Source organism: Streptomyces sp. NPDC020489 (assembly GCF_044386545.1).
GTDB lineage: Bacteria > Actinomycetota > Actinomycetes > Streptomycetales > Streptomycetaceae > Streptomyces.
Map to the genome: position 1 here is coordinate 35,484 of NZ_JBIRUZ010000027.1, position 23,126 is coordinate 58,609.

Genomic DNA, 23,126 nt, shown 5'->3' on the forward strand with positions numbered 1-23,126 from the left:
CGTCGGGGGGGGCCCCGGGGGGGGGGGGGGGGGGGGGGGGGGGGGGGGCGGGGGGGGGGGGGGGGGGGGGGGCCCCCGCGGGGCCCCCCCCCCCCCCCCGGCCCCCTCCTTCTGAACTCCTGGAGACTGAGCCCAACATGAACGCCGGAAAGCGCCTGACCAGCGAAGAGCTGGTGGAAGAGCTCCGCAGCGCGCTCGACGCTGACAACGGCTGGATCCCCGCCCTCGTGAGCTCGGAAGGGCCCGCCGGCGTGTCCAGGGATGCTGCGCTGGACCTAATGGTCATGCGGCTGCAGGAGTTCGCGGAGGCACCGACTGTGCCGGACGCCGTCGCTCGCCAGCTCAAGAACGCGGCCGACGCGGCTGACGCAGCCCTCGTCACTGAAGGCGGTGCACAGTACGGAGCCTTGGGGGCCGCGTACGCGTACATCGTCCAGGCCCGGCTCGCGGCAAACAAATGAGCTGGTCCTGATGACCACGGCATCGTCGTTTCCACCATGGCGCTCACCGGTCCCTCCTGTTGGAGGGCGCCAGCAGGGCCTTCAGAATCAACCCGGTAACGCCGGTGCCGGCCACGGTGGTGACGATGTCCCGGACCACCAGGAGCAGGACCGAGACGACCAGGCCAACGGTCAGGATCGCCGTGATGGCCACGGCGGCTCGGGCCCAGTGCCGGGTCCTCGGCAGCGGTGCGCGATCACCGCAACGGCAGCCGATGCCGGGGGCGTTGGATGTGAGGTCAGTGGAGCGGCCGTGCGCGTCGGTCACCAGATGCCGGTCGTCGGTCATGGTGCCCCTCCTCAACTCGCCGCCGGGTCGCATGAATTTGCTGATCACAACCGTCTGATGGGGGAGCATGACCAAACGAGGTCCGGCAGCGGCCCCGTACCGGACCAGTCCGGGACATGAAGAGGACCGCTGGCGGACCAGGGCTCTCGCTCTGCTGACTAGCCGTCGTCGCGGCACGACACTGGCGCTGCAGAGCACGTATTCGTGACTCGGGAGGACTGGTGGCCGGCAACGCACGCAAGGGGGATCCACGCACCACGTTGGAGTTCCTGCTGCGCCAGCAGCCGCGCACGTATGAAGAGATCGTCCGTGACTTCGGGCGTCTCGCCGATGAGCTGGGGGAGGACGTCACCCTCAGCACTCGGCACCTGCGGCGGCTGGCCAGTGGAGAGCGGGCCAGCACCACCCCAGTCATGCGCCGTGTTCTGCAACAGATGTTCGGCAAGCCGATCGATGCGCTTCTCGCCCCTTGGGGCGGCGAAGCCTTACCGGCGGTGGACGAATCCACGGGGCTGGTCCTGGCCACAGGGCAGCCGACTGCGGACCGGGAGTTGATTGAAATGGCAGCACGACGCGCTAAGAGTTTCGCCCTTGCAGCAGGTCAGACGGAGCTGACATCCGACGTCATGGAGCAGGTACACGCGGACGTCCAGCGTCTGGCGACGGACTACCCGCAGCTGTCCCTGTCGGAGCTGCTGCCCGATCTGATCACGACGCAGGACACGGTCTTCACCCTGCTGGAACAGCAGCGCCGCCCCTCTCAGGCGCGCCAGCTGTACTTCCTCGCCGGGGTCACCGGGGGTCTGCTCGCGAAGGCCTCGCACGACCTCGCCGACCCGCACGCGGCCCTAACCCAGGCCCGGACGGCGTTCGTCTGCGCGGACAACGCCGACCACAACGGCCTGCGCGCGTGGATCCGCGGCATCCAGTCCCTGGTCTCGTACTGGGCTGGCCGCACGCGCGAGTCCGTCAAGTACGCCCAGTCCGGCGCAGAATTCGCCGCGACCAACACCTCCAGCGTGTGGCTGCCGATGAACGAGGCCCGCGCCTGGGCGGCCCTCGGCAACGCGAACGCGGCCCGGGCCGCCATCGAGCGAGCCGAGAGCGCGTGGGACCTCGTCCAGGAGGACGAGGTCGACGAGCTCGGTGGCCTGTGCAGCTTCGGTCGCACCCGGCAGATCTACTACGCGGCGGAAGCCCTGTCGTGGCTGCCGTCGCAGGCTGAAGCCGCAGGCGACTACGCCACGCGGGCCGTGGAGGCCTACGCGGACAACTCGTCTCCGGAGTGGGCCTTCGGCGATCAGGCCGGCTCCCACAGCGCTTTGGCCATCGCGCGCATTCAGGCTGGCGAGCTGGAAGGCGCCGAAGAGGCCGTTGCACCGGTCCTCGGGCTCGTTCCCGAGCAGCGCATCAACGGGATCATCACCTGCACGCAGCGGGTGCACCGCGCGCTGCGGGACTCGCCGCTCGCCGATGCCGGCGCCGATCTGCAGGAGCAGATCGAGGTCTTCACTCGTACGCCTCTGAAGTCCCTGCCCCGTTAGGAGTTCCGTTGCCGTATCCGATCCGCGTCACCGGCAGCACCGTCGTGCTGCGGGAGTTCTGCATGGAGGACGTCGAAGACGTCCTGGCGATCATCGGTGACGACAAGGTCACGACGTGGCTCAGCTTCGACAGCCGTGACCGCGACCAGGCCGTCGCCATGATCGAGGGCACGCTCGAGCGCACCCGGCAGGAACCGCGGACGGAGTTCTACCTCGGGGTGACCAAGCGCGACGACGACCGCGTGATCGGCTTCGCCCGGATCGGGCTCAGTGGTGTCCAGGCCGGGAAGCTGGGCTACGCCATCGCAGCGAAGGAGTGGGGCCGCGGCTACGCCAGGGACGCGGCCCGCGCTCTGGTCACGTACGCGTTCAAGGACCTCGGTCTCCACCGGATCACCGCAGCGATCGGCCCGGACAACACCGCCTCGATCGCCGTCGTGCAGCAGCTCGGTTTCACCCGCGAAGGCACGCTGCGGGACCACGTCTTCACCAACGGGCAGTGGCGCGACAGCGTTCTGTTCTCCGTCCTCGCCCACGAGTGGAGCTGGTGATGGCGACACGGTTCGTGCAATGCGCCGGGAGGACGAAGCGGGTCCGGTCTGAACACGACACTGTCGACGCATCGTTCGGCGATGGCAAAGATCACTCCCGTCGTGTATCTTTCAGGAGATCATCGATCTTGAAAGGCTGGGTCATGTCCGACGCGAACCCCTTGGAGCGGGTGGACGCCCTACTCGATGACGTCTTGCCGCTGCCGCACGTGCGGCAGCAGCTGCGTCTCGCTGCGGGCCTCACCCAGCAGGAGGTTGCGGACGCTGTGGGCGTGAAGCGCCTCGCCGTGGCTCGTTGGGAGTTGGGGCAGACCCATCCGCGTCGGCCTCACCGCGCGGTCTACATGCACCTGCTCAAGCGGCTTGCCGAGCGGTTCCCGCAGGCTGCGGAACTGGATGCGGGCATGCCGACGCCGGCCTCGGAATCAAGGGGGTCGGGATGACCTAGGTCATCGGCCGCGCGCGCCAAGGAGCGGACTTACCACCCGCTGGCCTCGCGCGGCCCGTCTACCGACCGGATTAACCACCCGCGTCGGCCGCTCAGGTCCCGGCTGTCACCGGTCCTGAGCTGCGGCTCATCGAGCCGCACATATCCCAATCGGCCCCTCATCAGGGCCACTGCGCACTAACCACGGCCACCACAGCCGCAGCAGTACCCACCGAGAGGAGGAAGCCCAGCAGTCCCGTTCGCGGGCCCCCACCACAGGGGCTTCGCGATTCAGCACCACCGAGACGAGAGGAGAAATCTCCCCCCACCCATCGGCGTCCGCCCGCTTCTCACGAAGGGGGCGATCCCAACCCATCCGCACATCTGGTTCGGCCGGGCCCGAGGGCTCTGGTCGGTCCAGCTATATGGAGAGCAGGTCGTTTCTCATAGTGCCCGAAGTGGTGTCCCCCTGTCAGCTTGACCCTGTCCGTTTCACACCGGTTCAGGCACAGCGGGCTTCCCGCGTGACGGAATCGTCGCCCGAGTCCTCCCCCTTTACCCGCTTCGTACAGGAAGAGGGTCTTCCAGTAGGAAGCTCCAAGAGCAGCTCTTTCGGGGTCTGCTCGATGAGCGTGGTCGCGGTGTCTGCCGCCCCGCTCGTGCACCCGCTCTCGGATGTCGTCGACAACTGCGTCGACGGCGGCGCCCGGGAGGGTGTCGTCCCGCGTGGCGGGACGGGTTCCAAGATTGTTGCCCGCGGTGCGGGAGCGCCGGGGGTCTCTGCGGCTGACCAGAATCTATCCACAGGTGATCTGGTCCATGGTCGCTGGATGGATCATGTTCTGACGTCTCTGCGGGGTGTCCAGTGAGCGCGGTCGCGGCGTGGGCCGCCCCGCTCGTGCCCCCTCGCTCGGAGTTCATCGGCGGGGCGCCGCGCTCTCGGCTGCGGTCGGTTCCGGCTCAGGCCGGTCCGGTCGTTCCGCTGGAGCTGGGCAACCCGCTCCAGTTGACGGAGACGATGCGCACGCGGCTGCTCGCGGCGGTGCGTGCGCTGGTGTCGGGCCCGGCGCTGGACGGGGCGTGTGACGCCACGCGGCTGGCGTCGGTGGTGCTGCTGGCGAAGGCCCGGGTTGCTGCCGACTACAGCACGGAGATCACTACTGCGGAGCTGGGCCGGTGGCTCGGGCTGGGGAAGTCGCGGGTCGCGCACACGGTGCTGCCGGAGCTGCGCGAGCGCGGCGTGCTCGGGTCGAACGAGACGAACAGCGCGGCCGGGCGGGCGACGGGCCTGGAGTGCTGGGTGATCCCGATGTACCGGGCGCAGCAGGCCGGGGACCGGCGGCACGTCCTGGCGCTGTCGCGGGTGGAGCTGGCGGTGCTGCTCAAGCTGATCGAGGTCTTGTTCGCGCCGGGCTGGACGCACAAGGACGGGCGGGTGACTCCGGCCGGGATGCTCGCGGACCGTACGGGGCGCGGGGCGGCCACGGACCGGCTCGGGCTGCTGCTGATGGTGCTGTCGACGAACTCCAAAGGCTGGCTGAAGCTGTGCCCGGGGTCGGTGGACACCGAGCGGGGCCGTCCGGCGGCGACGGTCGGCCGGCTGCTGGGCTGCTCGCCGTCGGGCGGGGCGAAGGTCCTGGCTCGGCTGGAGGAGCGGGGCACGGTGACGGTGGACCGGCGCGAGACGGCGTCGCAGATGAACGCGCGCAGCCGGGTGCGGCTGCTGCCGGTCGCCCAGGCGCACGGTCTGCTCGTACGGGAGGCCCGCGAGTCCGCCGACGCCGTGTTTTCAGACCTTGCTGTTACTGCATCCGGAGATCTTGAGACTGGCGAGGACGCTGGGACCCTTGCGGTTACTGGGGTGTCGGGTGCCGGGCAGGGCCAAGAGGCCGATACGGCAGACCTCGCCGTTGCTGCACACCTTCACGCCTCTCACGCTTCTGGGGTTACTCCTGGTGGGTCGCTTGAGCTCTCTTGTGGGTTTTCCGGCGAAGGCCGTGGTGGGACCGGTGGTCGGCCGGAGCGCGCGGGTACGTGCGAGGACCAGGCCCCAGACGCTGATGCCGCTGACGAGCTGCGCCTGGTCGACCGAGAGGGCGGCCCGCTTCGCGGGGAACAGCGCGAGAAGTCCCCGTCGATGAGCAGCGAGAACGGCGACTGCGGGTCGGTGGTCGGCGCTTCGGTGCGGGCCGTGGACGGTGCGGGTCAGAACAGGCAGCAGCGGGGGAGGGTGCCACTGCCGCCGGAAGACCTGCGGGTGATCTTGGAGCCGGTCCGGCTGGTGTGGGAGCGCCTGGAGCGTCGGGGCGCCCGGAAGCTGGTGGAGTCCGCGACCCGTACCGAGCTGCTCCGGGTGGAGGGGTTCGCGGGCCGCGTCGACGCGCCGCAGATCCTCGCCGACCGCCTCACTCGGCGCCTGGAGGAGCAGATGCGTCTGGGCGCGCCGATCACGAGCCCCGTGGGCTGGCTGGTCAGCCGTGCTCTGCCCCAGCGTCAGGAGTGCGGCGAAAAGCTGTGCGACGAGGGCGTGCTGCTCGACTCGGGCCGTGAGTGCCCGCGGTGCGAGGACCGGCGGTTCGACAGCCGTGACCGGCGCCAGGCGGTCGCGGCCGCCGTCGACGCCGCGATGCCGTACGCCTCGCCGGAGGAGCGCCGTACGGCGACCGAGCGGCAGCTGCACGAGACCGTGACCGCCCAGGCGTGGGCCCGCGAGCACCGTTGGGAGCAGGTCCGGGCCCGGAAGGCGGCGGCCGCCAAGAACCGTGCCGAAGCCGCGGCCGTGCGCCCCGCCATCGATGAGCCGGCCGCGCCGTCGGCCCCGGTCGTGCTGCCCGCTCCCCGCCCGGCACCCGCCGTCGCACCGGAGCCGCAGGACGACGTCGTCGACCAGGCGCCGCTGGTCCTCGAGGAACTGACCCGCGAGCAGGTCCTGGACTGGCGCAACCGCGCCGCGAAGGACCACCAGGTCGTCTTCGACCACATCGACCGGTACGGCGAGGTGTCGGCGCAACGGCTGTTCACGAGGGCGTTCGTCTCGCAGGTGACCCGGATGTCCCGCCTCGCGCACCTCAACCTCGGCTACACCACCTGGGAGCAGTCATGAGCGGCGGCGAGCTGTCGGGGGTCGACCTGGCGCGGGTCGCGTTGCAGGCCGCACTGGAGACGGCGCGGAAGAACGGCGGCAACGGCCGTCCGGCGAAGGCGAAGCCGCGCATGACGCCGTCAGTGCGGCACGGCGGGCGGGAGCCGCTGGGGCTCGGTGCCGCGATCGGCATGCTGGTGAACGAGCGGGCGTGGGAGCTCCCGGCCGCCGGCGCTTCGCTGCGGGAGCGGTGGGAGGCCATCGCCCCCGAGTTCGCCGGGCACGTCGCTGCGGTCGGGTACGACGCCGACTCCGGCCGGCTCACCGTGTGCCCGGAGTCGGCGGCCTGGGCGACGAAGCTGCGCCTGGAGCAGGCCCGCGTCGTCCAGGCGGCGAACGAGTCGGCGGGCCGTACGGTCGTGCGCGGCCTGCGGATCCTCGCACCCGGGTCGGTGCCTGTGTCCGAACCGGACGCTGTCGCCCCGGCGGCCGCGCCCAACGGTCCGGTGAAAACCCGCGAGTTGGCGTCCGAGGGCTACCGCCAGGCGCTCGCCGCGCACCAGTCTGTCGCGCCCGCGCGGCGGGTGGACCAGGGCATCGCGCAGGCAGTCGAACGCCAGAACCGGGCGATGCGCGAGCTGAGCCGCCGCGCGTTCCCGGAGCCGGAGGTGTCCTCGGACGACCAACCGGCCCCGATCGAAGCGGGCCGCATCCAGCGCCGCCGCGAATCCGAAGCCACCCGCGCCCTGGCGCTGCGGCGGGCCCGTGTCGAGCGAGCGGCTCGGCAGGACAGCACCGCGGCGGGACACCTCGAGGGGGCAGCCAGCGCGGTGGAGCTGGAGCGCACGGCCTGATCAGAAGCTGCCCGGGCTGTTGCTGCTGAGTCCGGCCTGGGGGCCGCTGCCGAATGCAAGGATCGAGGCCAGGTGGCCGCGAAGGTGAAGGAGACCCACGACGATGCCGAAGAAGCGCAAGAAGGACCGCAAGGCGCCCCGGAAGCAAACCTCGGTCCGGACTGCTCCCGCCCAGCACGCGGGTCTCGAACTGGTGGACTGGGACGACGCCCCGCAGGAGGGCATCGACATGCCCGAGGCCATGGCTGAACGGTTCCCCACTCCTGCCGACGGGGTGAAGGCCGTGCAGGCCGGCGAGCCCGTGGAGTGGACGGGCAGCATTGACGGGTCGACGATGCGCCACCGTGTCCTCCTGGCCGACGACGGCACCGCCACCGTCGAACAGGCCGTCTTCGTCGGTGGCCATCTTGAGGAGCTCCTGCTGTGTGCCTGGCACCAGGCCGGGGAGCAGGGGCGGGAGTTGCTGGAGGCCGGAGTGCTCGCCGCCCTGGATGACCTTCACACGGTGATCCGGCCGGTCCTGGAGGCTGAGATCCGCGAGGTTCGTCCCGACTACACCGCCGCTGTTCCGCAGCCCTTCCGTGAAGAGCCGGAACTGCACGGGCCGGGCATGCCGGTGTTCGGGTGGCGTCTTCTCCACCCGGTCGGCCCGGACACCACCTGGGAGGACACCCGCGATACCGCTACCTGGAACACCTCCCAGACCATGTCCGGCTGGCTCGGTTACTACGACCACGTCCCCGAGCTCCAGCGGACCGGACTTGCCGGCCTACTGCGCAAGCACGGTGTCCCCGTCGTGCTCTGCGCGGACTGCGGGCAACCCATCACCGACCGCCACCCGCGGTGGACCGGTGTCTGGGTCACTCCCGACAGTGAGCACGGCCCCGTGTGCGGAGAACCCCACGCCGCTCCTGTCACTGCGAAGCCTCTGCTCGGCACGTTCACCGACCAGGACTTCGGCGGCCCGCACCGTCCCGTCTGAGAACACTGCCCAGGCGCGACGATGGCGCGGCTCTGAGCATGCGGCAGGGTCCGGCGGATTCCGCCGGACCCTGCCCTCTTGCCGTACGCCCTTCGGCCCGCGAGAGTCGTCATCGTCGGGTGGAAGGAAGTCCAGTGGCTGACCTGTTGGCCGTGCCACCTTGCGGAGGTGCCCCGCTGCAACGGGGCCTCCTGCGTTCTGCGGTGCGTGTCCGGACCGTTGGACCTGCGCCTCTCTAGTGCGCGTACGTACGCGCACGTGGGAACGAGTTCAAGAATGAGGGGGATAATTAACCTCCACAAGGACTGTAGGCAGACAGTTCCCCGTGTCCGATCCACACACTGCCTGACCTGCACTTATGAGGCAGATTCGCGGGTTGTTAAATGCGGCAGCGAGTCACTCTTTGAACAATTCCGTTCCGGTCGTTAAATAACAGGTCGGCGCTTTATTTACGGCTTGCCTCCAATGGGAACTGAATCGGCATTCTCGCGCGTAAGCGTGGGTAACGTGGGTTTCGCTGGCGCCTGTGGCTGCAACCACCGGCGTGAAGTCCCGTGCCCTGCAAGGCACTTGAGCACCAAGTTCCGGACCGCTTGCTGACCATCCGCCTCCTGTTGGGAGTCAACTTCCTTGTCGTACCTGCTTCCTGAGCCCGTTCCTGCTGAGCAGAACGGGCCGTGCGCGAACACCCCGGCGAGCGCTGCCAAGGCCTCGCCGCTGGCTTCCTTAGACGTCGTCTCATTTGGTGCGCTGGGTAGTCTGAACCGTGTGGTGATGGTCGAGCGCATGGTTTCGGACGAGTTGTGGGAGCTGTTCCAGCGGGTGGCCCCGCCTGCTCCATCGCGGCCCCAGGGCGGGGGCCGGCGCCGGTACGGGGATCGCGAGGTGCTGGCCGCGATCATCTTCGTGGCCACGACGGGCTGCACCTGGCGGCAGTTGCCGCCGGTCTTCGGCCCGTCGGGGCCGACCGCGCACCGGCGCTTCACCGAGTGGACCGCCGCCGGGGTCTGGGCGAAGCTGCACCGCCTCATCCTCGACGAACTGGGCTCGCGCGGAGACCTGGACTGGTCGCGCTGCGCGATCGACTCGGTGAACATGCGGGCCCTGAAAGGGGGGACCTGACAGGTCCGAATCCTGTCGACCGGGGCAAGAAAGGCTCGAAGATCCACTTGATCACCGAGCGGACCGGTTTACCCCTCTCCATCGGGATCTCCGGCGCGAACCTCCACGACAGCCAGGCACTCGAGCCGCTCGTGCGCGGCATCCCGCCGATCCGCTCCCGCCGCGGCCCACGCAGACGCCGGCCCGCCAAGCTTCACGCGGACAAGGGCTACGACTACGACCACCTGCGCCGATGGCTACGCAAGCGAGGCATCCGGCACCGCATCGCCCGCAAGGGCATCGAGTCCTCCACCCGGCTGGGCCGGCACCGCTGGACGATCGAGCGCACGATGTCCTGGCTGGCCGGCTGCCGCCGTCTGCACCGCCGCTACGAACGCAAGGCCGAGCACTTCTTGGCCTTCACCGCCATCGCCTGCAGCCTCATCTGCTACCGCAGACTCACCAAATGAGACGACGTCTTACTCCTGCTGGTCATACTCCTGGCCGCGCTGTTCGTCCTGCTCGCCCGCGGGATGAAACTCGAGGAAGCCCTCGCCATCCTGGGGGCCGGCGGCCTGCTGGCCGCCGAACTGCGCCAGCGTCTGCTCTGACCCGATCCCCCGGGGCCCGTCTCACCGACGGGCCCCGGCCCCGTTCCGGGCTCGCAAAGGAGATGGACGCCGTGGCCCGTCCCATGAAGAAACTGCCCCCCACCAACGACCCGCTGGTGACCTTCGCCCGCGACCTCCAGGCGCTGCGCAAGCAGGCCGGCAACCCGCCGCTGTCGCTGATGGCCGAACACAGCGGGCTGTCCACCGCGACGCTGTCGAACGCCCACGCGGGCAAGAAACTGCCCACCTGGGCGACCGTCAACGGCTACGTCCTGGCCTGCGGCGGCGACCCCGAGAGCTGGAGCGCGCGCTGGGAGAGCCTGCGCCTGGCCGCCGCCGGATTCTCCGGTGACCTGTGCCGCGAGGCACTGAGCCGCTGGGAGCGCACCGGCCACCTCACCCCACCGCACGCCGTCGACGAAGCCGAGCTGCGCGAGCTCCTGAAGACCCTGCTGGACTTCAACGGGCTCAGCCACCGCACCCTCGCCCAACAGGCGCCCGGCTACTCCCATGTCACGTACGGGGCCGTCCTGCGCGGCGCGCGCCCGCTGAAGGCGAAGATCCTCTACCAGATCCTCATCGGCTGCGGCGTCTACTCCCTGCGGAGCCAGGAGGCATGGTTCCACCTCCTGAGCAGCTTCTCCTGGAGGGAAGGCGTGGAAGGCGGCAAGCTGCTTGCCCGGGTGGACCGGCCCCTGCGGTATGCCGGCGACATCGACCTGAAGATGCTCAAGTCCATCCTCGAACGTCTCGAGCGCAGCCGCGGGCTGTTCGCCGCCGACATCGTGTCGTACGACAGCATCAACGCCCTGCGCACCGCGTACGAGGACATGCTGGCGCTGCTGCTGTCCTCGCTGCAGCGCTCCCACGTTCAGCTGCCGCCCAAGCTCGGTTCCGCCTTCAACCGGGTCGTCGGCGAGCTGCGCAACAGCTCGTTCCCGAACCCGGCCGCCATCGACGCCCTCGTCCCGCTCGCCATGCCGTTCCATCCCCGCCTGCGCACCCGGGTCGTCATGGCGCTGAAGAACGCGGGCGAACTGCTGCGCCGGGCAGAGGCCGGCGAACTGAACATCCGGGGGGTGGCAGAGCTCCGGCTTCCACTACCGCCGCCCCTGCACGTCCAGCGCGCCGCGCCAACCGCCTCGTAGCCGGAGAGGACAGCCGCGGTCTCAGCCGGTGGCGGGAGCTGGCGCCGCGTCGCATGGGGGTAGCCGCTGTCAGGGAAGCAGCGGAGCAAAGTGTGAGAAGCCGCGAGCTGTTAAGGGTGTTCGGGGCTGGCGGCGAGGCGGCTGGTCAGCAGGTCATCGTTGAGCGTCTTTCGAGCGGCATCGACGAACCCGTAGACAGCTTCCGAGACTTTGTTCCGGTAGTCGCAGAGCCCCTCGTAGTCCTCGAAGTCGTAGAAGTCCTCCATCGGCCACAGGAAGGGGGAGAGGACGGCCTCGATGACCTGGGTCGGGTAGAGCATTGCTTCGGGGCCTTCCACCCGGACCCGGGTGTAGAGAGGCGCGAACCCCTTGAGTCTTTCCTCTATCTGCTGGACGACGGTCGGGTACTGGGCACTGTCGTGCGCTTCCATGCACCCGATCGCCCGCTCCAGCAGCTGCCGGACCTCGGCGGCGAGGGTCAGTACGGCGGTGTATGCCTGCGCCCGGGGTTCATGACGCTGGTTCAGGTACTCGAGGCGGAGCTGCCATTGTGCCTGTGCCAGTTGGGCCTGGACCTGGATCCGTGCCTGCTGTTCCGCCTTCCGGCCGGTGATGTAGGCCGACGCGGTGGCACCGATCGCCCCCACCGCTGCGCCGATGACACCACCCAGAAGTCCCGCAAGCCCCGCGTCCATGGCCAGGAGTCTGCCGGACCCTGTCTGCCCCTGTCTGACGTTCCTGTGCCGCCGCTTACGCGAAACTCCAGATGAGCGATTCATGAGCGACTTAAGGTGCGATCCAATGAGCGATTGATGTAGGGTGTCTAGTGGAGGTGAGCTCTGTGCCCACTGAGAACGAGCTGCTCAGCAACGTGGACGCGTTGCTGGAACAGGTCGCCCAAGACGACCTGCCGCCGCCTGCCGAGCGCAGGCGGCTACGCGAGGCTGCCGGGCTGAGCCAGGCCCAGATCGCGAAGGCTCTCGACACCCGCCGCGAGGCGGTCGGGAACTGGGAGGCCGGCCGGACCGAGCCGCGGCCGCCGCAGCGCGCCGCCTACGCCCGGCTCCTGGAGAAGCTGGCCGAACGCTTCCCCGCCCCCGAGCCCGAGGCGCCCGGCGAGCCCGCCGTGCCGGAGACGTTCACCGCCGCGCCCGCCCCGGAGACTCCGGCTCCGTCGGCGCCGGCCGCCGCGAAGCCGCCCGCCCGCCCGGCGTCGGCCACGGCGACCAGGCCGCCGTCGACGTCGCGGCGCCCGGGCGCGAAGAAGGCGGTGGCGAAGAAGACCACGGCGGCCGCCGTCGACCCGCGCTTCGAGAACGGCCCGCTCGCGGTCATCGACGCCGACCAGGACGGGCAGGTGTCGGCGTACTGCGTCGGCGGCCTGGTCCTGGACGTGCCCGCCAAGTCGATCCCGGCGCTGGTCGACTGGACGCTGACCGAGGCCCGGCTCGGTCAGGCCCGGCTGCACCGCAACGGTCGCGACGCCGACCCGATCCTCGTCCTGACCGCGGCCGCCCTGGAGCGCTACGGCCTGCCCGCCGACCTGTCGGAGGAGGAGCGGCGCCACGGACGGATCGCGGACAGCCACAAGGTGGTCAAGCAGATCAAGCGTGCCGGTCTCCAGCTCACCCAGCGCGGATTCGGGCCGTGGGCGCGCGTCTACCGCGAGCCCGAGGGCTCCAAGCGGCGCTGCGTCCAGCTGTGCATCCTGCCGTGGAACGCGCTGGACGCCCGGGAGTGGGACAAGAAGGACGACCCGCAGCTGCCGACGATGCACCCGGCCGACCTCGCCCGCTACCTCGGCTTGTACGCGGCGCGGGTGATGACGCCACGCGGCACCACCGCGACAACCGGCCTCGAGCTGATGGTCGCGCTGCGCCCGCCGACCCGCGCGGAGAAGGACGAGGCCACCGGCGAGTTCAAGCGGGCCTTCAACGACGACGCGCTCACCGCTCTGTATCCCGTGGTGGAGTGCGAGGTCCCCGACGAACACCCGATCCTCAAGGACAAGTTCGCCCGGCACCACCTGCGCACCCCGGCAGAGATGCTGATGGAGGAGCCCTACGACTGGTGCCGGCCGCTGACCGATGAGGAGTGCATGAACCAGTTCCTGGTCACGGTCGACATCAACATGTCGTTCGCCGCGGCCGCGAATAGCCTCACCGTCGGGCTGAACGGGCCGACGCACCTGAAGAACAACCCGAAGTTCGACGCCTCGCTGCCCGGCTCGTGGCTGGTCGACCTCTCGCACGTGGACCTGTCCCGCGTTCAGATCAACGGCCGCACGGTCGACGGCGACCGGCTCCCGAGCCCGTTCACGCCGAAGGGCGACCGCCCCGAGGGCCCGGCCTGGTACGCCACGCCCACCGTCGCCTACGCGGTGGAGCTCGGTTTCGACGTCGCGCCGATCGAGGCGTACGTGCGCACCCAGACCGGCCGCTACCTGGACGCCTGGTACAAGCGGCTGCGCGACGCGTACGTGGCGACGATGGCCGACCTCGGCGTCACCACCGACCTCCAGGGCCAGGAGTTCCTGGACGCGATGGCCCGCTCCAAGCAGGTCGACCCGACGATGGCGCTGCTGGCGACCGCGATCAAGGCGACGGCGAAGGGCGGCATCGGCAAGCTGCGCCAGCGCAGCCGGGGCCAGGTGCCGTACTACGAGGAGTACCCGGCGCTCAAGCGGGAGACGTGGCGCCCCGACATCCGGGCCGCCGTGCTGGCGGGCCAGCGGATCGGCCTGCACCGCAAGCTGATGAAGACGGCGGCCGCCGCCGACCTGTACCCGGTCGCGATCGGCACCGACGCGATCGTCTACCCCTCGCCCGGCCCGTCCCCGCTGGACGTCCTGCCGCACACCGACGAGGGCAAGCCGGTGCCGGGCACGTTCCGGCTCGGGGTCTCGCCCGGGATGGTCAAGCACCAGGGCACCCAGACCGTCCTGTGGGCGGAAAAGCAGTTCGAGGAGCACGGCGGCGTGTTCAACATCGCCAACCTCATCAAGACCGACCAGAGCGCCGGAGAAGGGGAGTAGCCGACCATGCCGGACCCCATCGGGGACAGCCTGGACCAGGCGCTGGAGTCGGCGTTCACCCGCCGCATCCCGCAGAGCGCCCAGGCTCAGATGAAGTACCTGGTCAAGCAGCTCAAGGGCACCAAGGCCGCCGCTCAGGCGCTCGGGATCTCCCAGCGCACCGTGGAGCGGTACGTCGCGGGCAAGCTCAAGCGGCCCCGCCAGGAGCTGCGCGGCCGCATAGAGCGTGAGGTCAAGAAGCGGTGGCAGCCGCAGATCCGTGCGAAGGCCAAGAAGAGGGCCGCGAGCACCGGCGGCCTGGTCGTCACCACCCGGGCCCGCTTCGGCTTCACCGCCGCCCCCGGCACGACCGACGACGCCCGGATCCGCGACATCAGCCAGGCCCTGCCGCCGCGCTGGGCGGACCGCCTCTTCGAGGCCCGCGACAGCGGTGCCAACGAGCAGCAGCTCCAGCGCCTCGCGGCCGAAGGGCTTGCGGAGATGTACTTCCGCAACAACAACACCCGCGCCCACGGCTTGGGCGTGGAGTTCACCGACGTGGAGCACATCCAGATCGAGCTGTAGGCACGTACGCAAGCGCCCTGTCCCTGGCATTCCAGCTGCCGGGGACAGGGCGCTTCCGCATCCTACGAGGACGCCCGGGCCGCGCGGCGCCGCGCCCACCAGGACAGGCGCGGTGCGGTGGCCGCGCGGACGGCCTGCCCGAACGCTTCCAGTGCCGCCTCCAGTTGCGCCGTGTTCTCCACGTCCCCGCAAGCACCCAGCAGCTGCTCGGTGGTGGCGGCGACGGCCGGGTCGGGGTAGCGCATCAGCGGGGCCGCCGCGGCGGCAGCACGGGCGAGCGGCTCCCGCACGGCGGCCACGGTCTGCTTGGTCGCCCGTCGGTCCCAGCTCAGCAGTTCCGCCGCCTGCCCGAGACCCACCAGGCCGCTCAAGTTGTCTGTGCCGCCGGCGATCCGGGCCCGGGCGGCGCCCCCGGCGAAGGCAAGGACGGCCAGCAGGAACGACCGTGCCCGTTCAGCCGGGCCTTCCCACAGCAGGCGGTTGGCGGCGGCCGCGCCCTGCAGTTCCGCCACCGCCACCGTCATCGCGTCGGCCTGCACCCGCAGGGCACCGATCTCGGCCTGCTGCTCCTGGCGGTTGCGGGAGCGGTTGGTCAGCCACGTCGCGAGGAAGGCGATGAACGCCCCCGAAACGATCGTGCTCGCCAACTCGATCAACTTGTCCATCCCCGCAGGCTGATCGTGCACCTGCCCCCGCGTGCGGCTCGTTGCGTATCTGACGCACAACCCGTACGCGGCTGTTGCCCCAGGTCATCCCGGCGAGCGAACGTCAGGTCAGCCGTCGTCGCCGATGTGGTCGAAGCCCCGCAGCACGGGGTCCAGTTCGGCCGCCGCGCCGCACAGCGCACACAGCCGGACGCCGGCCTTCTCGGCAGCGTCCAGGGCGCGCTCCAGCTCCAGCACCGGCGCGCCTTCTGGCGCCTCGTCACAGTCCGGAGTGTGCAGGACAGCCTGGCCGGGCCCGTGGCCGCCGCTCAGCTTCTGCAGGACCCACCCGGAGGGTCGGCGCGGTCCCAGGGCCTCACGCACCGGTGAGGGCTGCTCCAGGGGCTCGGTGGGCACGGCGTCGTACGAGACGCCGTCAACGGGGCGTACATGCTCGGGTGCGCGCACCCACACGCGGTACTCGGCTGGCTCCACGCCGCCCCCCGAGGTGTTGGTGTACGCCGGGATGCCCACCTCGTACCGCCAGCCGTCCGGCAGTTGTCGCCGACGCCAGAGCCGCGCCACGACCTCCTGGCCGTCCGGGAGCAGGAGGCGTACCGGGACGGGCACGGCCTGGTCGTCGGAAGGCGTCGTCACCCGCCCCACGGTAGACGCCCGCAGCCGACGGCTCAGGGCTGGTCGGGCGGGGTTTCCTGCCAGTACCAGCCGTGGGCGGCCATGCACTCCTTCGTCCACTCCATCATCAGGTGCGCCGCCTCCGGGGCGCGGGTCTCGTCCTGCCCGCCGCCGTCGGCGAAGAACTGGAGCAGAAGGCCGGCCGCGGGCCGGTCGGCATCGCCCGCGTCGCAAGAAGCGCACAGCTCCATGTGGATCGGGCGGCCTTGCGCGTCGTTCTTCGGCGCCACCGCACTGATGATGAGGTCGCCGCGGCAGCGTGAGCACTGCGGCAGCCGGTCGGAACGCTCAACCAAGGCCATGGTCAGCCCCCTTGCAGACGTGAGCCTCCACCCAAGACCCGCTGACCTGCGGCGTCAACCCCTCCGACGTGCAGCGAGAGTTCGTCCAGCCGCCGGCCTCTGTCCACAGGCGACCGGCCCGACGCTGCTCGGTATGGATGATCAGCAGCACGCCAGGGCGTCGGCCCTGCTCCGGCACAAGCTCTTCGACGGCCTCGGACGCGCCGAACGGGCCCTGTTCACCCGTCCGGCACCGAAATCAGCGCAAGCCCAGATGAAATTCCTCCTCACGCGCGCGAAGGGCTCCACCAAGGCCGTAGCCGAGCGCCTGGGCGTCTCCCGCCGCACGGTGGAGCGCTACCGCTCGGGTGCGGCCAAGAAGCCGCAGAAGCGCCTCCAGGAGGCTCTGGTGCAGGAGACCGAGTCACAGTGGCAACCGCAGGTCAGGGCACAGGCGAGGCAGCGCGCGAGCACTTCTGGCGGGTTCATCATCTCCTGCCGCGCCTACTTCGGATTCGGCCCCGAGGGAACCTCGGATGAGGGCCGGGTGCGGGATCTCATGGTGGCCGTCTCGTCCTCCCACGCCCGCGCCATCCTGGCGGCACAGGAGTCCGGAGCGACGGACAAGGATCTGCATGCGCTGGTTGCGGAGGCCATAGCGGACGCCTATTTCCGTCAAGGCGGTGGCGGGAGCGCGGGCGTGGAGGTGAAATTCGCGGACGTGGAGTGGCTCGATATCAAGTTTTAGGCACGCCGAATTCAGGGCTGCTATAAACCTGTCTAAGGCTGTCGCGCCCACCGCGCGGCAGCCGGATTTCCCGTCACCGTTTCCACGACGATTGGGAGGCTCGTGTGAGCACCCCTGTTCCTCGATCCACCCGGCGTCCCCGCGTTCCCGCGCCCGGCGCGGCCGCGCCCCGCCAGCCGGTCGACCGGGCGAAGGTCGGCCGCGGCTGGGTCCGCCGGCGCGCCACCGGCATGACCGCCACCGAGGCCGCGGCCGCGCTCGAGGACGCCCGGCTGCAGCAGCACATGGACCGCGACCGCGAGGACCTGGCCGACGACGAACGCGGCCCGGCTGAAGTCGCGGAGTGGGAACGCATCGTGCAGCTGCTCGCCGCCACCGGCGGGACGTACGACCCGAAGGCCGATGCCGTCGTCCAGGACGAGCTCGCCGCCGAAGCCGCAGCAGCGGCCAAAGCCGAGGAAGAACTGCGGGATCTGGAGATGGAGCAGCAGCGGCAGGAGTGGCTGCACTCCAACGGGCTGCCCGAGCGCGCCCACATGCTGATGGCCCTGGAGAAGGCCGGCCTGCTCGGTACGACCGGCGCGTACTACGGCGCCGAAGGCCCGCTCGTGCTGCACGAGCCCGAGGACCGCCACGCCCTCGACTACATCAACGAGTACGGCGACTGGCGCCTGTTCGCCATCCTCCAGGGCCACGACCTGACCCCGCCGAAGGACCCGGACACCGTTCCCGCCTCGGTCCGGGCGCACAGCGCGCTGCTGCGGGCCATGGCGCGGGCCGGGACACTGGAGGGCTTCGACGCGGGTCACGCGGTGCGCCTGGCGCAGGCCGACCCGGACGCCGTACTCGCGCTCGCCGCCTGGATCGAGGCCCGCGGCCGGAGCAGCCGGTGAGCGCCGACGGCCCCGTGGTCGCCACATGGGTGCAGTCGACGGGCTGCGGCACCCGGTACGAAGAGCTGACTGCCGACGGCCAGGTCCACGTCGACTACACGCCGCCGCTCGGGGAGCCCTGGTTCGAGGGCGACGACGACCCCGACCACAACCCGATCTGCCACTGCCCGCGCGCCCCTCGGCAGTTCTGTATGGAGTGCGCCGGCTGCGCCGCCTGCGGGCAGTGCACCGGTCCGCACGTCTGGCCGCCGCTCCGGAACTGACCGACCCCCAGCACTCCTTGGAGGCGAGGGGCCCCGGCCGCCTGTCACGCTCACCATGCGTCACATCGGGGGTGTCACGCGCCCTGTCACGCTGGCTGTCACGCCCGCCGGATCACCACGCGACAGCACCCGCCGAATGTCCGTATTGAACGCCTTTCGATTGCCGGGAGGGCTCCGAACCCCTGCTCCAGGCCCGATCCGGCGTGACAGCGTGACAGCGTGACACCCCTGCCCGGCGGCCCGGTTGGGTCATCACGCTCCGCTCACGCGGGCCGGGTAGCGTGCTCCTGGCCGTGTCCCGGTGCCTGAACAGCCAGCCATGAACAGTCCGACCTGTGTCATCGACCCCCCGTTTCCCCAGGTCGTCGTGACCATCTGTGTCACTGTTCAGCTGTGTCATCTGTGTCATCGGGTGGGTTTCGTCCGTACCGTCCCGGAGCGCCACGCCCCGGCGATACCGTGGGGACACACGCCAGATGACAGCCCAGGAGCCCCGGATGAGCGAGCAGCCGGCCCTCGTGCCCGACCGTCAGCCCCTCGATGAGCACGCCGCCGCGTCCGTCCGCGCGTACGCGGCCGACCAGCGCGCGAAGGTCGATGTCCTCGCCTCGGTGCTGGAGGACATCGCCACCAACGGTTACCCGTCCCCGGAGACGGGAGTGCTGTGGGAGGAAGCCCGCGACGCCCACCTGGAGCGCCTCGCCGGTGAGCAGCCGCGTGTCGCCTGAGCACGCGCCGCGCCGTTCCCAGGTCGTCCTGGTGGAGCCCGCGCTGAGCCAGCTGGCGAAGCTCACGGCGAGCGAGACGCACCGCCTGGACCGCGCGATCGTCGCGATCAGCGTCAACCCCGAGCTGGGTACTCCGGTGCCCGACACCCTGCTGCGCGACTACGTCGACGACGTCGACGGGGTCCGCGTCATCTACTACGTCACGGCCCTTCGGCAGATCACCATCGTCGCGTACGTTGAGGCGTAGGAGCCTCCCGAGCACCCGTGCAGCGCCCCGGACCACCTGGTGGTCCGGGGCGCTGCTGCATCCCGCTGCACGGTGCAGCGCGAGGCTGGTGGGCGGCGCTGCACGGTGGTCGACTGCGAGGCCGGCGCCCAGGCCGCACACGGGTGCTGCTCGTGCAGCAGGTCGCGTGCTGCAACACGGCGGCGCCGTGCAGCGACCTGTCGTCGGTCTGCTGCACGGCGCCGCTGCAAAGGGTCAGCTGCTGCCGGTGGCCCACTTCTCCATCTCGCTCGGGTCCTTCTTCACCAGGGCGTCGCGGCGGTACTGCGCGGTGGCCCGGGTGACGCCCATGGAGCTCGCCAGCGCGCCGTACGAGCCGCCCTGTGCGGCGTGCTGGCGCACTGCGGCGTCCCGGACGCCCTCCAGCCGGTTCAGCAGGCCGTTGGACATCAGGATGGTCGTCGCGAGGTCTTCGGTGCTCGCCCCGCCGGTGCGCAGCTGCGCGAGGCCGTGCAGTACGGCACCGAGCCGCATGGCCATCTGCCCGACGTCGTCGCCCAGGGCCTGGGCGTCGGCGGTGGACAGCGGGATGGTGAGGTCGGGGACGGGGTCGGTGTGCTCGGTGGTCATCGGTGGCCTTCCCAAGGGCGGGCGGGGATGGGTGCGGGGGCGGGTTCTACAGCCACTGGAAGGCGCGCCGGACGTCGCCCGCGGCCCCGGCGAGGTTGTCGGCGTGCAGCCGCTCGTCGAAGTCGTACGGGTCGTCGACGGCCTCCATGACGCGCTCGGAGGCGGCGTCGAAGACGCTGGCGAACGCCTCGTGGACACCGGCGGCCTTGAGGGCCTGGACGATGTCGTCGTGGTCGGCGCCGCCGCGCCGGACGGCGTCGGCGAGCAGGTTGAGCGCGGCGGCCGCGGCCGGGGCGAGCACGGCCAGGTCCTCGCCGCCGGAAGTGCCGGCGGTCCGTTCGGCCGACGTCTCGACACTGCTGATCCGGGCGAGGGCCTGCGACTGCTGCTCCATGGGGACTCCGATCTGGGGCGTGGATGCGAGGGGGAGGTTGTGGTGACCGTGGCTGCCGGAGAGCGATGACATTCCGAGTCGGCGGCCCCGGCGGCACACGGGTGCGGCGCGGTCAGGCGGTCCGGGCGAGGTAGCCGGCGGCGGCGTCGACGAACTGGTCGTGGGCGACCTTCGCGGCCTCGCGGGCGGCGGTCAGCTGCTCGCTGGTGGCGTACGCGTCACGCATCGCGTAGGTCAGGGTGATCATCTCGTCAGCCGCGGTGCGCACCGCCTGGTCCTCGATGAGCACCCGCAGCGCGACCAGCGGGCGGGTGACGGCGGACCGGGTCATGTGGCTCTCGCCGCGCAGGGCCTCGATCCGCTCGGTGCCCACCTGCTTGAGGACGGCGTCGCCGCGCATCCACATCGCCCGGCGGTGATCGCTGATGGCGCAGGCGAGGGCGGTGACGGCCTCCAGGCGGTCACGGCGGATCGCCTCGCCGTGGCTGGCGCGGACGGACCGTTCGGCGGCGCGCTCCTGGAAGCGGCCGCTGACGATGGCGCCCAGCAGCGTGGCGACGATGGCGAGGGCGGCGGTGACGAGGGTGGGTAACACGGCGAGTCCTCCCGTAGCTGTATGGATTCCCATACTGTATTGGAATCCATACAGGGCAGGGAAGGGAGCCGCTCATGATTCTTTTCCCGCACCTTTGACCTGCACGTTTCCCGCCTGCGGGAAGCGTGCGTCCGGATGTGACACACGCGGCCCGCACACGAAAGCGGCGCCGCGCCCCCTGTCGGAGGGGTGCGGCGCCGCTGATGTCGTGTCACCCGGCCGGGCGGGCGGCCGGGCGGCCGGTCAAGCGCTGCGACGTGTGGGCACGGCGGACAGATGCCGCTGCGGGGCGGGGAGCGCCGGGGCGGCCAGGGCGCCGGCCTTGATGGCCTCGGTCGCCTCGCGCAGCGCGTCCTCCATCTCCTCCTGGGAGGCGTACCCGGCGAAGTACGGGTGGATGAAGTAGCTGCGGTAGCGGCCCTCGGGCCGCAGGACGACGTTCCGCTCCACCAGGTGGCTCATGGCGATGGACGTGCGGTTCTTGCTGAGCCCCACGCGCGCCCTCAGTTCGGCCTGGGAGGCGTTCACCTCGCCGCCGGGGCGCTGGACTTCCATCATCGCGCTGAGCAGGTCGTAGTCGGCCTTGGAGAGCTCCAGGCGGTGCAGCTGCGCGAACCCGAGGTGAGCTTGGATCAGCATGCCTGCTCCTCCACGTCGTTGTCGCCGAACGCCAGCTGCCGCGTGCGCGGGGCCGGCGCGGCCGGGGCCGTGAACTCCGGGAAGCTCTCGCTCGCCGCCTTCTCCAGCGCCACTACATCTTCCCGCATCTCCGGGAAGTGCTTCTTCAGCGCGGCCCTGGCGTCCTGCCGCAGCTGCTCCAGGGCCTCCTGCTGGAGGTCGCCGTTGCCCTTGAAGCAGATCAGCGGGTTGACCACGATCACCGAGTTGGCGCGGCGCTGGAGCATGTGCCAGTTCTCCAGGCTGCCCAGTGCCCGGGTGACGTTCGCGCGCTCGACTCCGAGGTGCCGGGCGACCTTGATGTGGGTGATCTTCAGGCGGCCTTCGACCTGGCGGCCCATGCAGAACAGCAGGACCGCCGACTGCACGGGCGACATCCCGTACCGGGCGATCAGCACGGCCAGGACGTCGGCGAGGAAGGCGTTGCTGACCATGCTGTAGCCGCTGCGCCCCCATGCGTCGTGGGGAGCCCGGTACGTGTACTCGACGTTCGCGGACCGCACGGGCCGGCCGGGCTTCGGCGGCGTACGGTCCAGCGCCTGGGCGAAGCTGTCCGCCAGCGGCGACGTCACGGGCTCACCGCGGTCCGTCGACCGCCGGCCCCTGTTGGTGGAGCGACTCGCGTCCCCGGGCACCCTGGCTCCTGCTGCTCGATCTCGTGTGGTGCCCAGGACCCTAGCCCAGATTGTCCCCGCACAGAGGGACCTTTGTCCCTGTCGGCGTGGCCCCCTGGTGTCGACGCCGACACACCGCCCTCCGCGTGCCGACGGCAGAATGCGGGCCTGACCAGGCCGAACACATTTTGTACCTCTTTCCGGGGCCAAATGTGGTGCGGCTGTGTCGCAGGAGGCACAAAACCGCAGGTCGATGTGTCAGGGCTAACACATCGCCTCTCGCGAAACCGCAGGTCAGAGCAGCTTTCCGCGCGGTGCCCTTTTATCAGTAAGACGCGCACGCGCGCGCGAGGTGCGGCACGACCTGCCGGGCGCTCGCAGGTCCGCCCGCTACCGACGGCTCCGATCACCAATGCCCCGTCATGCGCATCTCTCATCACCACCCGCACCCGAACGCCACCCGGTCCATTTCTGCTAATCACCCGCGAACACACCCACCCGCATTTCCCACCGTTTCCCGCACCCGCATTACGAGGCTGCCATTCATCAATCGCGCGCCCTTTTCTACATTCATCATCCGCTGTATGTCCGAACCGTTCAGCTGACCCTTTTCCCTGGTCGGAGGTGGTGCAGCACCATTCCAGTCTTAATCTAGCCTCAATCTTTGAAGCACACGCCCAGCCGCCCCACCTCCACCCTCCCCGACTCCCCACCCTCCCCGACCACCCGTCACCTCCCCTCCTCTTGCTACTGCTTGTGCGTGAGCCCCGTGGGTGGGCCGCGCGGAGCGTGGCACGCCTTGCCCGCACTGGAGTTGGCGGGTCTGCCTTGAGTGGCTGGAGCGCAGCGGAGGCCACCGGTTCGGCCGGAGGCCGACCGCGCCTCGCAACGCGAGGCGCCTGCCCTGCGGTTGGCGGTCGCGCGGAGCGCGTGCCGCCTGGCGGTGAGCGGAGCGAACCGCTCCCGCTCACGCGGAGCGGGAGCGGCCGGGGCGCGCAGCGCCCCGGCTCGCTTCTTCGGGCGAAGCCCGAAGGGACCCGCTCCGCGGG

General features: G+C 70.4%; 26 protein-coding genes. 16 read left to right on the forward strand and 10 right to left on the reverse strand.

Annotated features, from left to right (window positions below):
* Positions 1-137: 137 nt before the first annotated feature.
* Positions 138-461: a hypothetical protein gene (locus ACH41F_RS41050; protein ID WP_391243992.1), complete on the forward strand. Its 324-nt coding sequence runs from the start codon at positions 138-140 to the stop codon at positions 459-461.
* 43 nt (positions 462-504) lie between these two features.
* Here the strand turns inward: ACH41F_RS41050 and ACH41F_RS41055 are convergent, their stop codons facing one another.
* A complete protein-coding gene (locus ACH41F_RS41055; RefSeq protein ID WP_391243991.1) occupies positions 505-789 on the reverse strand; it encodes a hypothetical protein in 285 nt (94 codons plus the stop codon).
* A 221-nt stretch (positions 790-1,010) separates the two neighbouring features.
* Between ACH41F_RS41055 and ACH41F_RS41060 the strand changes: the two genes are divergently transcribed.
* The 8 genes from ACH41F_RS41060 to ACH41F_RS41095 all read left to right on the forward strand — a co-directional run bounded on the left by ACH41F_RS41060 (position 1,011) and on the right by ACH41F_RS41095 (position 11,089).
* The gene (locus ACH41F_RS41060) at positions 1,011-2,333 is read left to right on the forward strand and encodes a hypothetical protein (protein WP_391243988.1); all 1,323 of its coding nucleotides are present in this window, start codon (positions 1,011-1,013) and stop codon (positions 2,331-2,333) included.
* A gap of 8 nt (positions 2,334-2,341) precedes the next feature.
* Positions 2,342-2,884 (forward strand): GNAT family N-acetyltransferase, encoded by a 543-nt coding sequence (locus ACH41F_RS41065; protein ID WP_391243984.1) that lies wholly within the window; start codon positions 2,342-2,344, stop codon positions 2,882-2,884.
* Positions 2,885-3,027: 143 nt separating this feature from the next.
* Positions 3,028-3,327 carry a helix-turn-helix domain-containing protein gene (locus ACH41F_RS41070; RefSeq protein ID WP_391243982.1) on the forward strand — a complete coding sequence of 100 codons (300 nt, stop codon included), beginning with the start codon at positions 3,028-3,030 and terminating at the stop codon, positions 3,325-3,327.
* Between the two features lie 849 nt (positions 3,328-4,176).
* The gene (locus ACH41F_RS41075) at positions 4,177-6,414 is read left to right on the forward strand and encodes a hypothetical protein (RefSeq protein WP_391243979.1); all 2,238 of its coding nucleotides are present in this window, start codon (positions 4,177-4,179) and stop codon (positions 6,412-6,414) included.
* On the forward strand, positions 6,411-7,247 hold the full coding sequence (locus ACH41F_RS41080; protein ID WP_391243976.1) for a DciA family protein: 837 nt from the start codon (positions 6,411-6,413) through the stop codon (positions 7,245-7,247). Before ACH41F_RS41075 ends, ACH41F_RS41080 begins: the two co-directional genes overlap by 4 nt.
* 103 nt (positions 7,248-7,350) lie before the next feature.
* Positions 7,351-8,229 carry a hypothetical protein gene (locus ACH41F_RS41085; RefSeq protein ID WP_391243973.1) on the forward strand — a complete coding sequence of 293 codons (879 nt, stop codon included), beginning with the start codon at positions 7,351-7,353 and terminating at the stop codon, positions 8,227-8,229.
* A 774-nt stretch (positions 8,230-9,003) separates the two neighbouring features.
* Positions 9,004-9,800 (forward strand): IS5 family transposase gene (locus ACH41F_RS41090; protein WP_391244101.1). Its coding sequence is split into 2 segments (ribosomal slippage): positions 9,004-9,339 and positions 9,342-9,800, totalling 795 coding nucleotides; the frame shifts between segments, so codons are not numbered across the junction.
* Positions 9,801-10,012: 212 nt separating this feature from the next.
* A complete protein-coding gene (locus ACH41F_RS41095) occupies positions 10,013-11,089 on the forward strand; it encodes a hypothetical protein (protein ID WP_391243971.1) in 1,077 nt (358 codons plus the stop codon).
* Between the two features lie 110 nt (positions 11,090-11,199).
* Here ACH41F_RS41095 and ACH41F_RS41100 read toward each other — a convergent pair whose 3' ends face one another.
* On the reverse strand, positions 11,200-11,784 hold the full coding sequence (locus ACH41F_RS41100; RefSeq protein WP_391243968.1) for a hypothetical protein: 585 nt from the start codon (positions 11,782-11,784) through the stop codon (positions 11,200-11,202).
* Positions 11,785-11,930: 146 nt separating this feature from the next.
* Between ACH41F_RS41100 and tap the strand changes: the two genes are divergently transcribed.
* Together tap and tpg (ACH41F_RS41110) are read left to right on the forward strand one after the other, a co-directional pair.
* Positions 11,931-14,123, forward strand: coding sequence for a telomere-associated protein Tap (tap, locus tag ACH41F_RS41105; RefSeq protein WP_391243965.1), 2,193 nt, complete (start codon positions 11,931-11,933; stop codon positions 14,121-14,123).
* Between the two features lie 6 nt (positions 14,124-14,129).
* Positions 14,130-14,687: a telomere-protecting terminal protein Tpg gene (tpg, locus tag ACH41F_RS41110; RefSeq protein WP_391243961.1), complete on the forward strand. Its 558-nt coding sequence runs from the start codon at positions 14,130-14,132 to the stop codon at positions 14,685-14,687.
* A gap of 62 nt (positions 14,688-14,749) precedes the next feature.
* Here the strand turns inward: tpg (ACH41F_RS41110) and ACH41F_RS41115 are convergent, their stop codons facing one another.
* From ACH41F_RS41115 to ACH41F_RS41125, 3 genes are all read right to left on the reverse strand, one after another.
* Entirely contained in the window at positions 14,750-15,352 is a 603-nt protein-coding gene (locus ACH41F_RS41115) for a hypothetical protein (RefSeq protein WP_391243958.1), read from the reverse strand.
* 108 nt (positions 15,353-15,460) lie between these two features.
* Positions 15,461-15,988, reverse strand: coding sequence for a DUF6233 domain-containing protein (locus tag ACH41F_RS41120; RefSeq protein ID WP_391243955.1), 528 nt, complete (start codon positions 15,986-15,988; stop codon positions 15,461-15,463).
* Between the two features lie 32 nt (positions 15,989-16,020).
* Positions 16,021-16,329, reverse strand: coding sequence for a DUF6300 family protein (locus ACH41F_RS41125; protein WP_391243952.1), 309 nt, complete (start codon positions 16,327-16,329; stop codon positions 16,021-16,023).
* 133 nt (positions 16,330-16,462) lie between these two features.
* On the opposite strand from ACH41F_RS41125, the gene tpg (ACH41F_RS41130) reads away from it, so the two are divergent.
* The 5 genes from tpg (ACH41F_RS41130) (at position 16,463) to ACH41F_RS41150 (ending at position 19,187) form a co-directional block, all read left to right on the forward strand.
* Complete coding sequence (tpg, locus tag ACH41F_RS41130) at positions 16,463-17,056, forward strand: telomere-protecting terminal protein Tpg (RefSeq protein ID WP_391243949.1); 594 nt, start codon at positions 16,463-16,465, stop codon at positions 17,054-17,056.
* A gap of 104 nt (positions 17,057-17,160) precedes the next feature.
* Positions 17,161-17,949 (forward strand): hypothetical protein, encoded by a 789-nt coding sequence (locus ACH41F_RS41135; RefSeq protein ID WP_391243946.1) that lies wholly within the window; start codon positions 17,161-17,163, stop codon positions 17,947-17,949.
* A complete protein-coding gene (locus ACH41F_RS41140; protein ID WP_391243943.1) occupies positions 17,946-18,212 on the forward strand; it encodes a hypothetical protein in 267 nt (88 codons plus the stop codon). Before ACH41F_RS41135 ends, ACH41F_RS41140 begins: the two co-directional genes overlap by 4 nt.
* Before the next feature lie 497 nt (positions 18,213-18,709).
* Complete coding sequence (locus tag ACH41F_RS41145; RefSeq protein ID WP_391243940.1) at positions 18,710-18,940, forward strand: hypothetical protein; 231 nt, start codon at positions 18,710-18,712, stop codon at positions 18,938-18,940.
* A complete protein-coding gene (locus tag ACH41F_RS41150) occupies positions 18,930-19,187 on the forward strand; it encodes a hypothetical protein (RefSeq protein ID WP_217235551.1) in 258 nt (85 codons plus the stop codon). The genes ACH41F_RS41145 and ACH41F_RS41150 overlap by 11 nt, the downstream gene beginning before the upstream one ends.
* Positions 19,188-19,421: 234 nt before the next feature.
* Here ACH41F_RS41150 and ACH41F_RS41155 read toward each other — a convergent pair whose 3' ends face one another.
* The 5 genes from ACH41F_RS41155 to ACH41F_RS41175 all read right to left on the reverse strand — a co-directional run bounded on the left by ACH41F_RS41155 (position 19,422) and on the right by ACH41F_RS41175 (position 22,035).
* Positions 19,422-19,796, reverse strand: coding sequence for a hypothetical protein (locus ACH41F_RS41155; RefSeq protein WP_391243937.1), 375 nt, complete (start codon positions 19,794-19,796; stop codon positions 19,422-19,424).
* Positions 19,797-19,842: 46 nt separating this feature from the next.
* A complete protein-coding gene (locus ACH41F_RS41160; RefSeq protein WP_391243934.1) occupies positions 19,843-20,190 on the reverse strand; it encodes a hypothetical protein in 348 nt (115 codons plus the stop codon).
* Between the two features lie 112 nt (positions 20,191-20,302).
* The gene (locus tag ACH41F_RS41165; RefSeq protein WP_391243931.1) at positions 20,303-20,785 is read right to left on the reverse strand and encodes a hypothetical protein; all 483 of its coding nucleotides are present in this window, start codon (positions 20,783-20,785) and stop codon (positions 20,303-20,305) included.
* A 243-nt stretch (positions 20,786-21,028) separates the two neighbouring features.
* The gene (locus ACH41F_RS41170) at positions 21,029-21,424 is read right to left on the reverse strand and encodes a hypothetical protein (RefSeq protein ID WP_391243928.1); all 396 of its coding nucleotides are present in this window, start codon (positions 21,422-21,424) and stop codon (positions 21,029-21,031) included.
* Positions 21,418-22,035, reverse strand: a complete 618-nt coding sequence (locus ACH41F_RS41175) for a replication/maintenance protein RepL (RefSeq protein WP_391243925.1) — start codon at positions 22,033-22,035, stop codon at positions 21,418-21,420. The genes ACH41F_RS41170 and ACH41F_RS41175 overlap by 7 nt, the downstream gene beginning before the upstream one ends.
* Positions 22,036-23,126: the final 1,091 nt, after the last annotated feature.

Coding starts and splice junctions, on each gene's coding strand:
- ACH41F_RS41085 (WP_391243973.1), top strand. CDS start 7,351: ATGCCGAAGAAGCGCAAGAAGGACCGCAAGGCGCCCCGGAAGCAAACC.
- ACH41F_RS41100 (WP_391243968.1), bottom strand. CDS start 11,784: ATGGACGCGGGGCTTGCGGGACTTCTGGGTGGTGTCATCGGCGCAGCG.
- tpg (WP_391243961.1), top strand. CDS start 14,130: ATGCCGGACCCCATCGGGGACAGCCTGGACCAGGCGCTGGAGTCGGCG.
- ACH41F_RS41160 (WP_391243934.1), bottom strand. CDS start 20,190: ATGGAGCAGCAGTCGCAGGCCCTCGCCCGGATCAGCAGTGTCGAGACG.
- ACH41F_RS41170 (WP_391243928.1), bottom strand. CDS start 21,424: ATGCTGATCCAAGCTCACCTCGGGTTCGCGCAGCTGCACCGCCTGGAG.
- ACH41F_RS41050 (WP_391243992.1), top strand. CDS start 138: ATGAACGCCGGAAAGCGCCTGACCAGCGAAGAGCTGGTGGAAGAGCTC.
- ACH41F_RS41145 (WP_391243940.1), top strand. CDS start 18,710: ATGAGCGAGCAGCCGGCCCTCGTGCCCGACCGTCAGCCCCTCGATGAG.
- tpg (WP_391243949.1), top strand. CDS start 16,463: ATGGATGATCAGCAGCACGCCAGGGCGTCGGCCCTGCTCCGGCACAAG.
- ACH41F_RS41115 (WP_391243958.1), bottom strand. CDS start 15,352: ATGGACAAGTTGATCGAGTTGGCGAGCACGATCGTTTCGGGGGCGTTC.
- ACH41F_RS41125 (WP_391243952.1), bottom strand. CDS start 16,329: ATGGCCTTGGTTGAGCGTTCCGACCGGCTGCCGCAGTGCTCACGCTGC.
- ACH41F_RS41070 (WP_391243982.1), top strand. CDS start 3,028: ATGTCCGACGCGAACCCCTTGGAGCGGGTGGACGCCCTACTCGATGAC.
- ACH41F_RS41080 (WP_391243976.1), top strand. CDS start 6,411: ATGAGCGGCGGCGAGCTGTCGGGGGTCGACCTGGCGCGGGTCGCGTTG.
- ACH41F_RS41055 (WP_391243991.1), bottom strand. CDS start 789: ATGACCGACGACCGGCATCTGGTGACCGACGCGCACGGCCGCTCCACT.
- ACH41F_RS41155 (WP_391243937.1), bottom strand. CDS start 19,796: ATGACCACCGAGCACACCGACCCCGTCCCCGACCTCACCATCCCGCTG.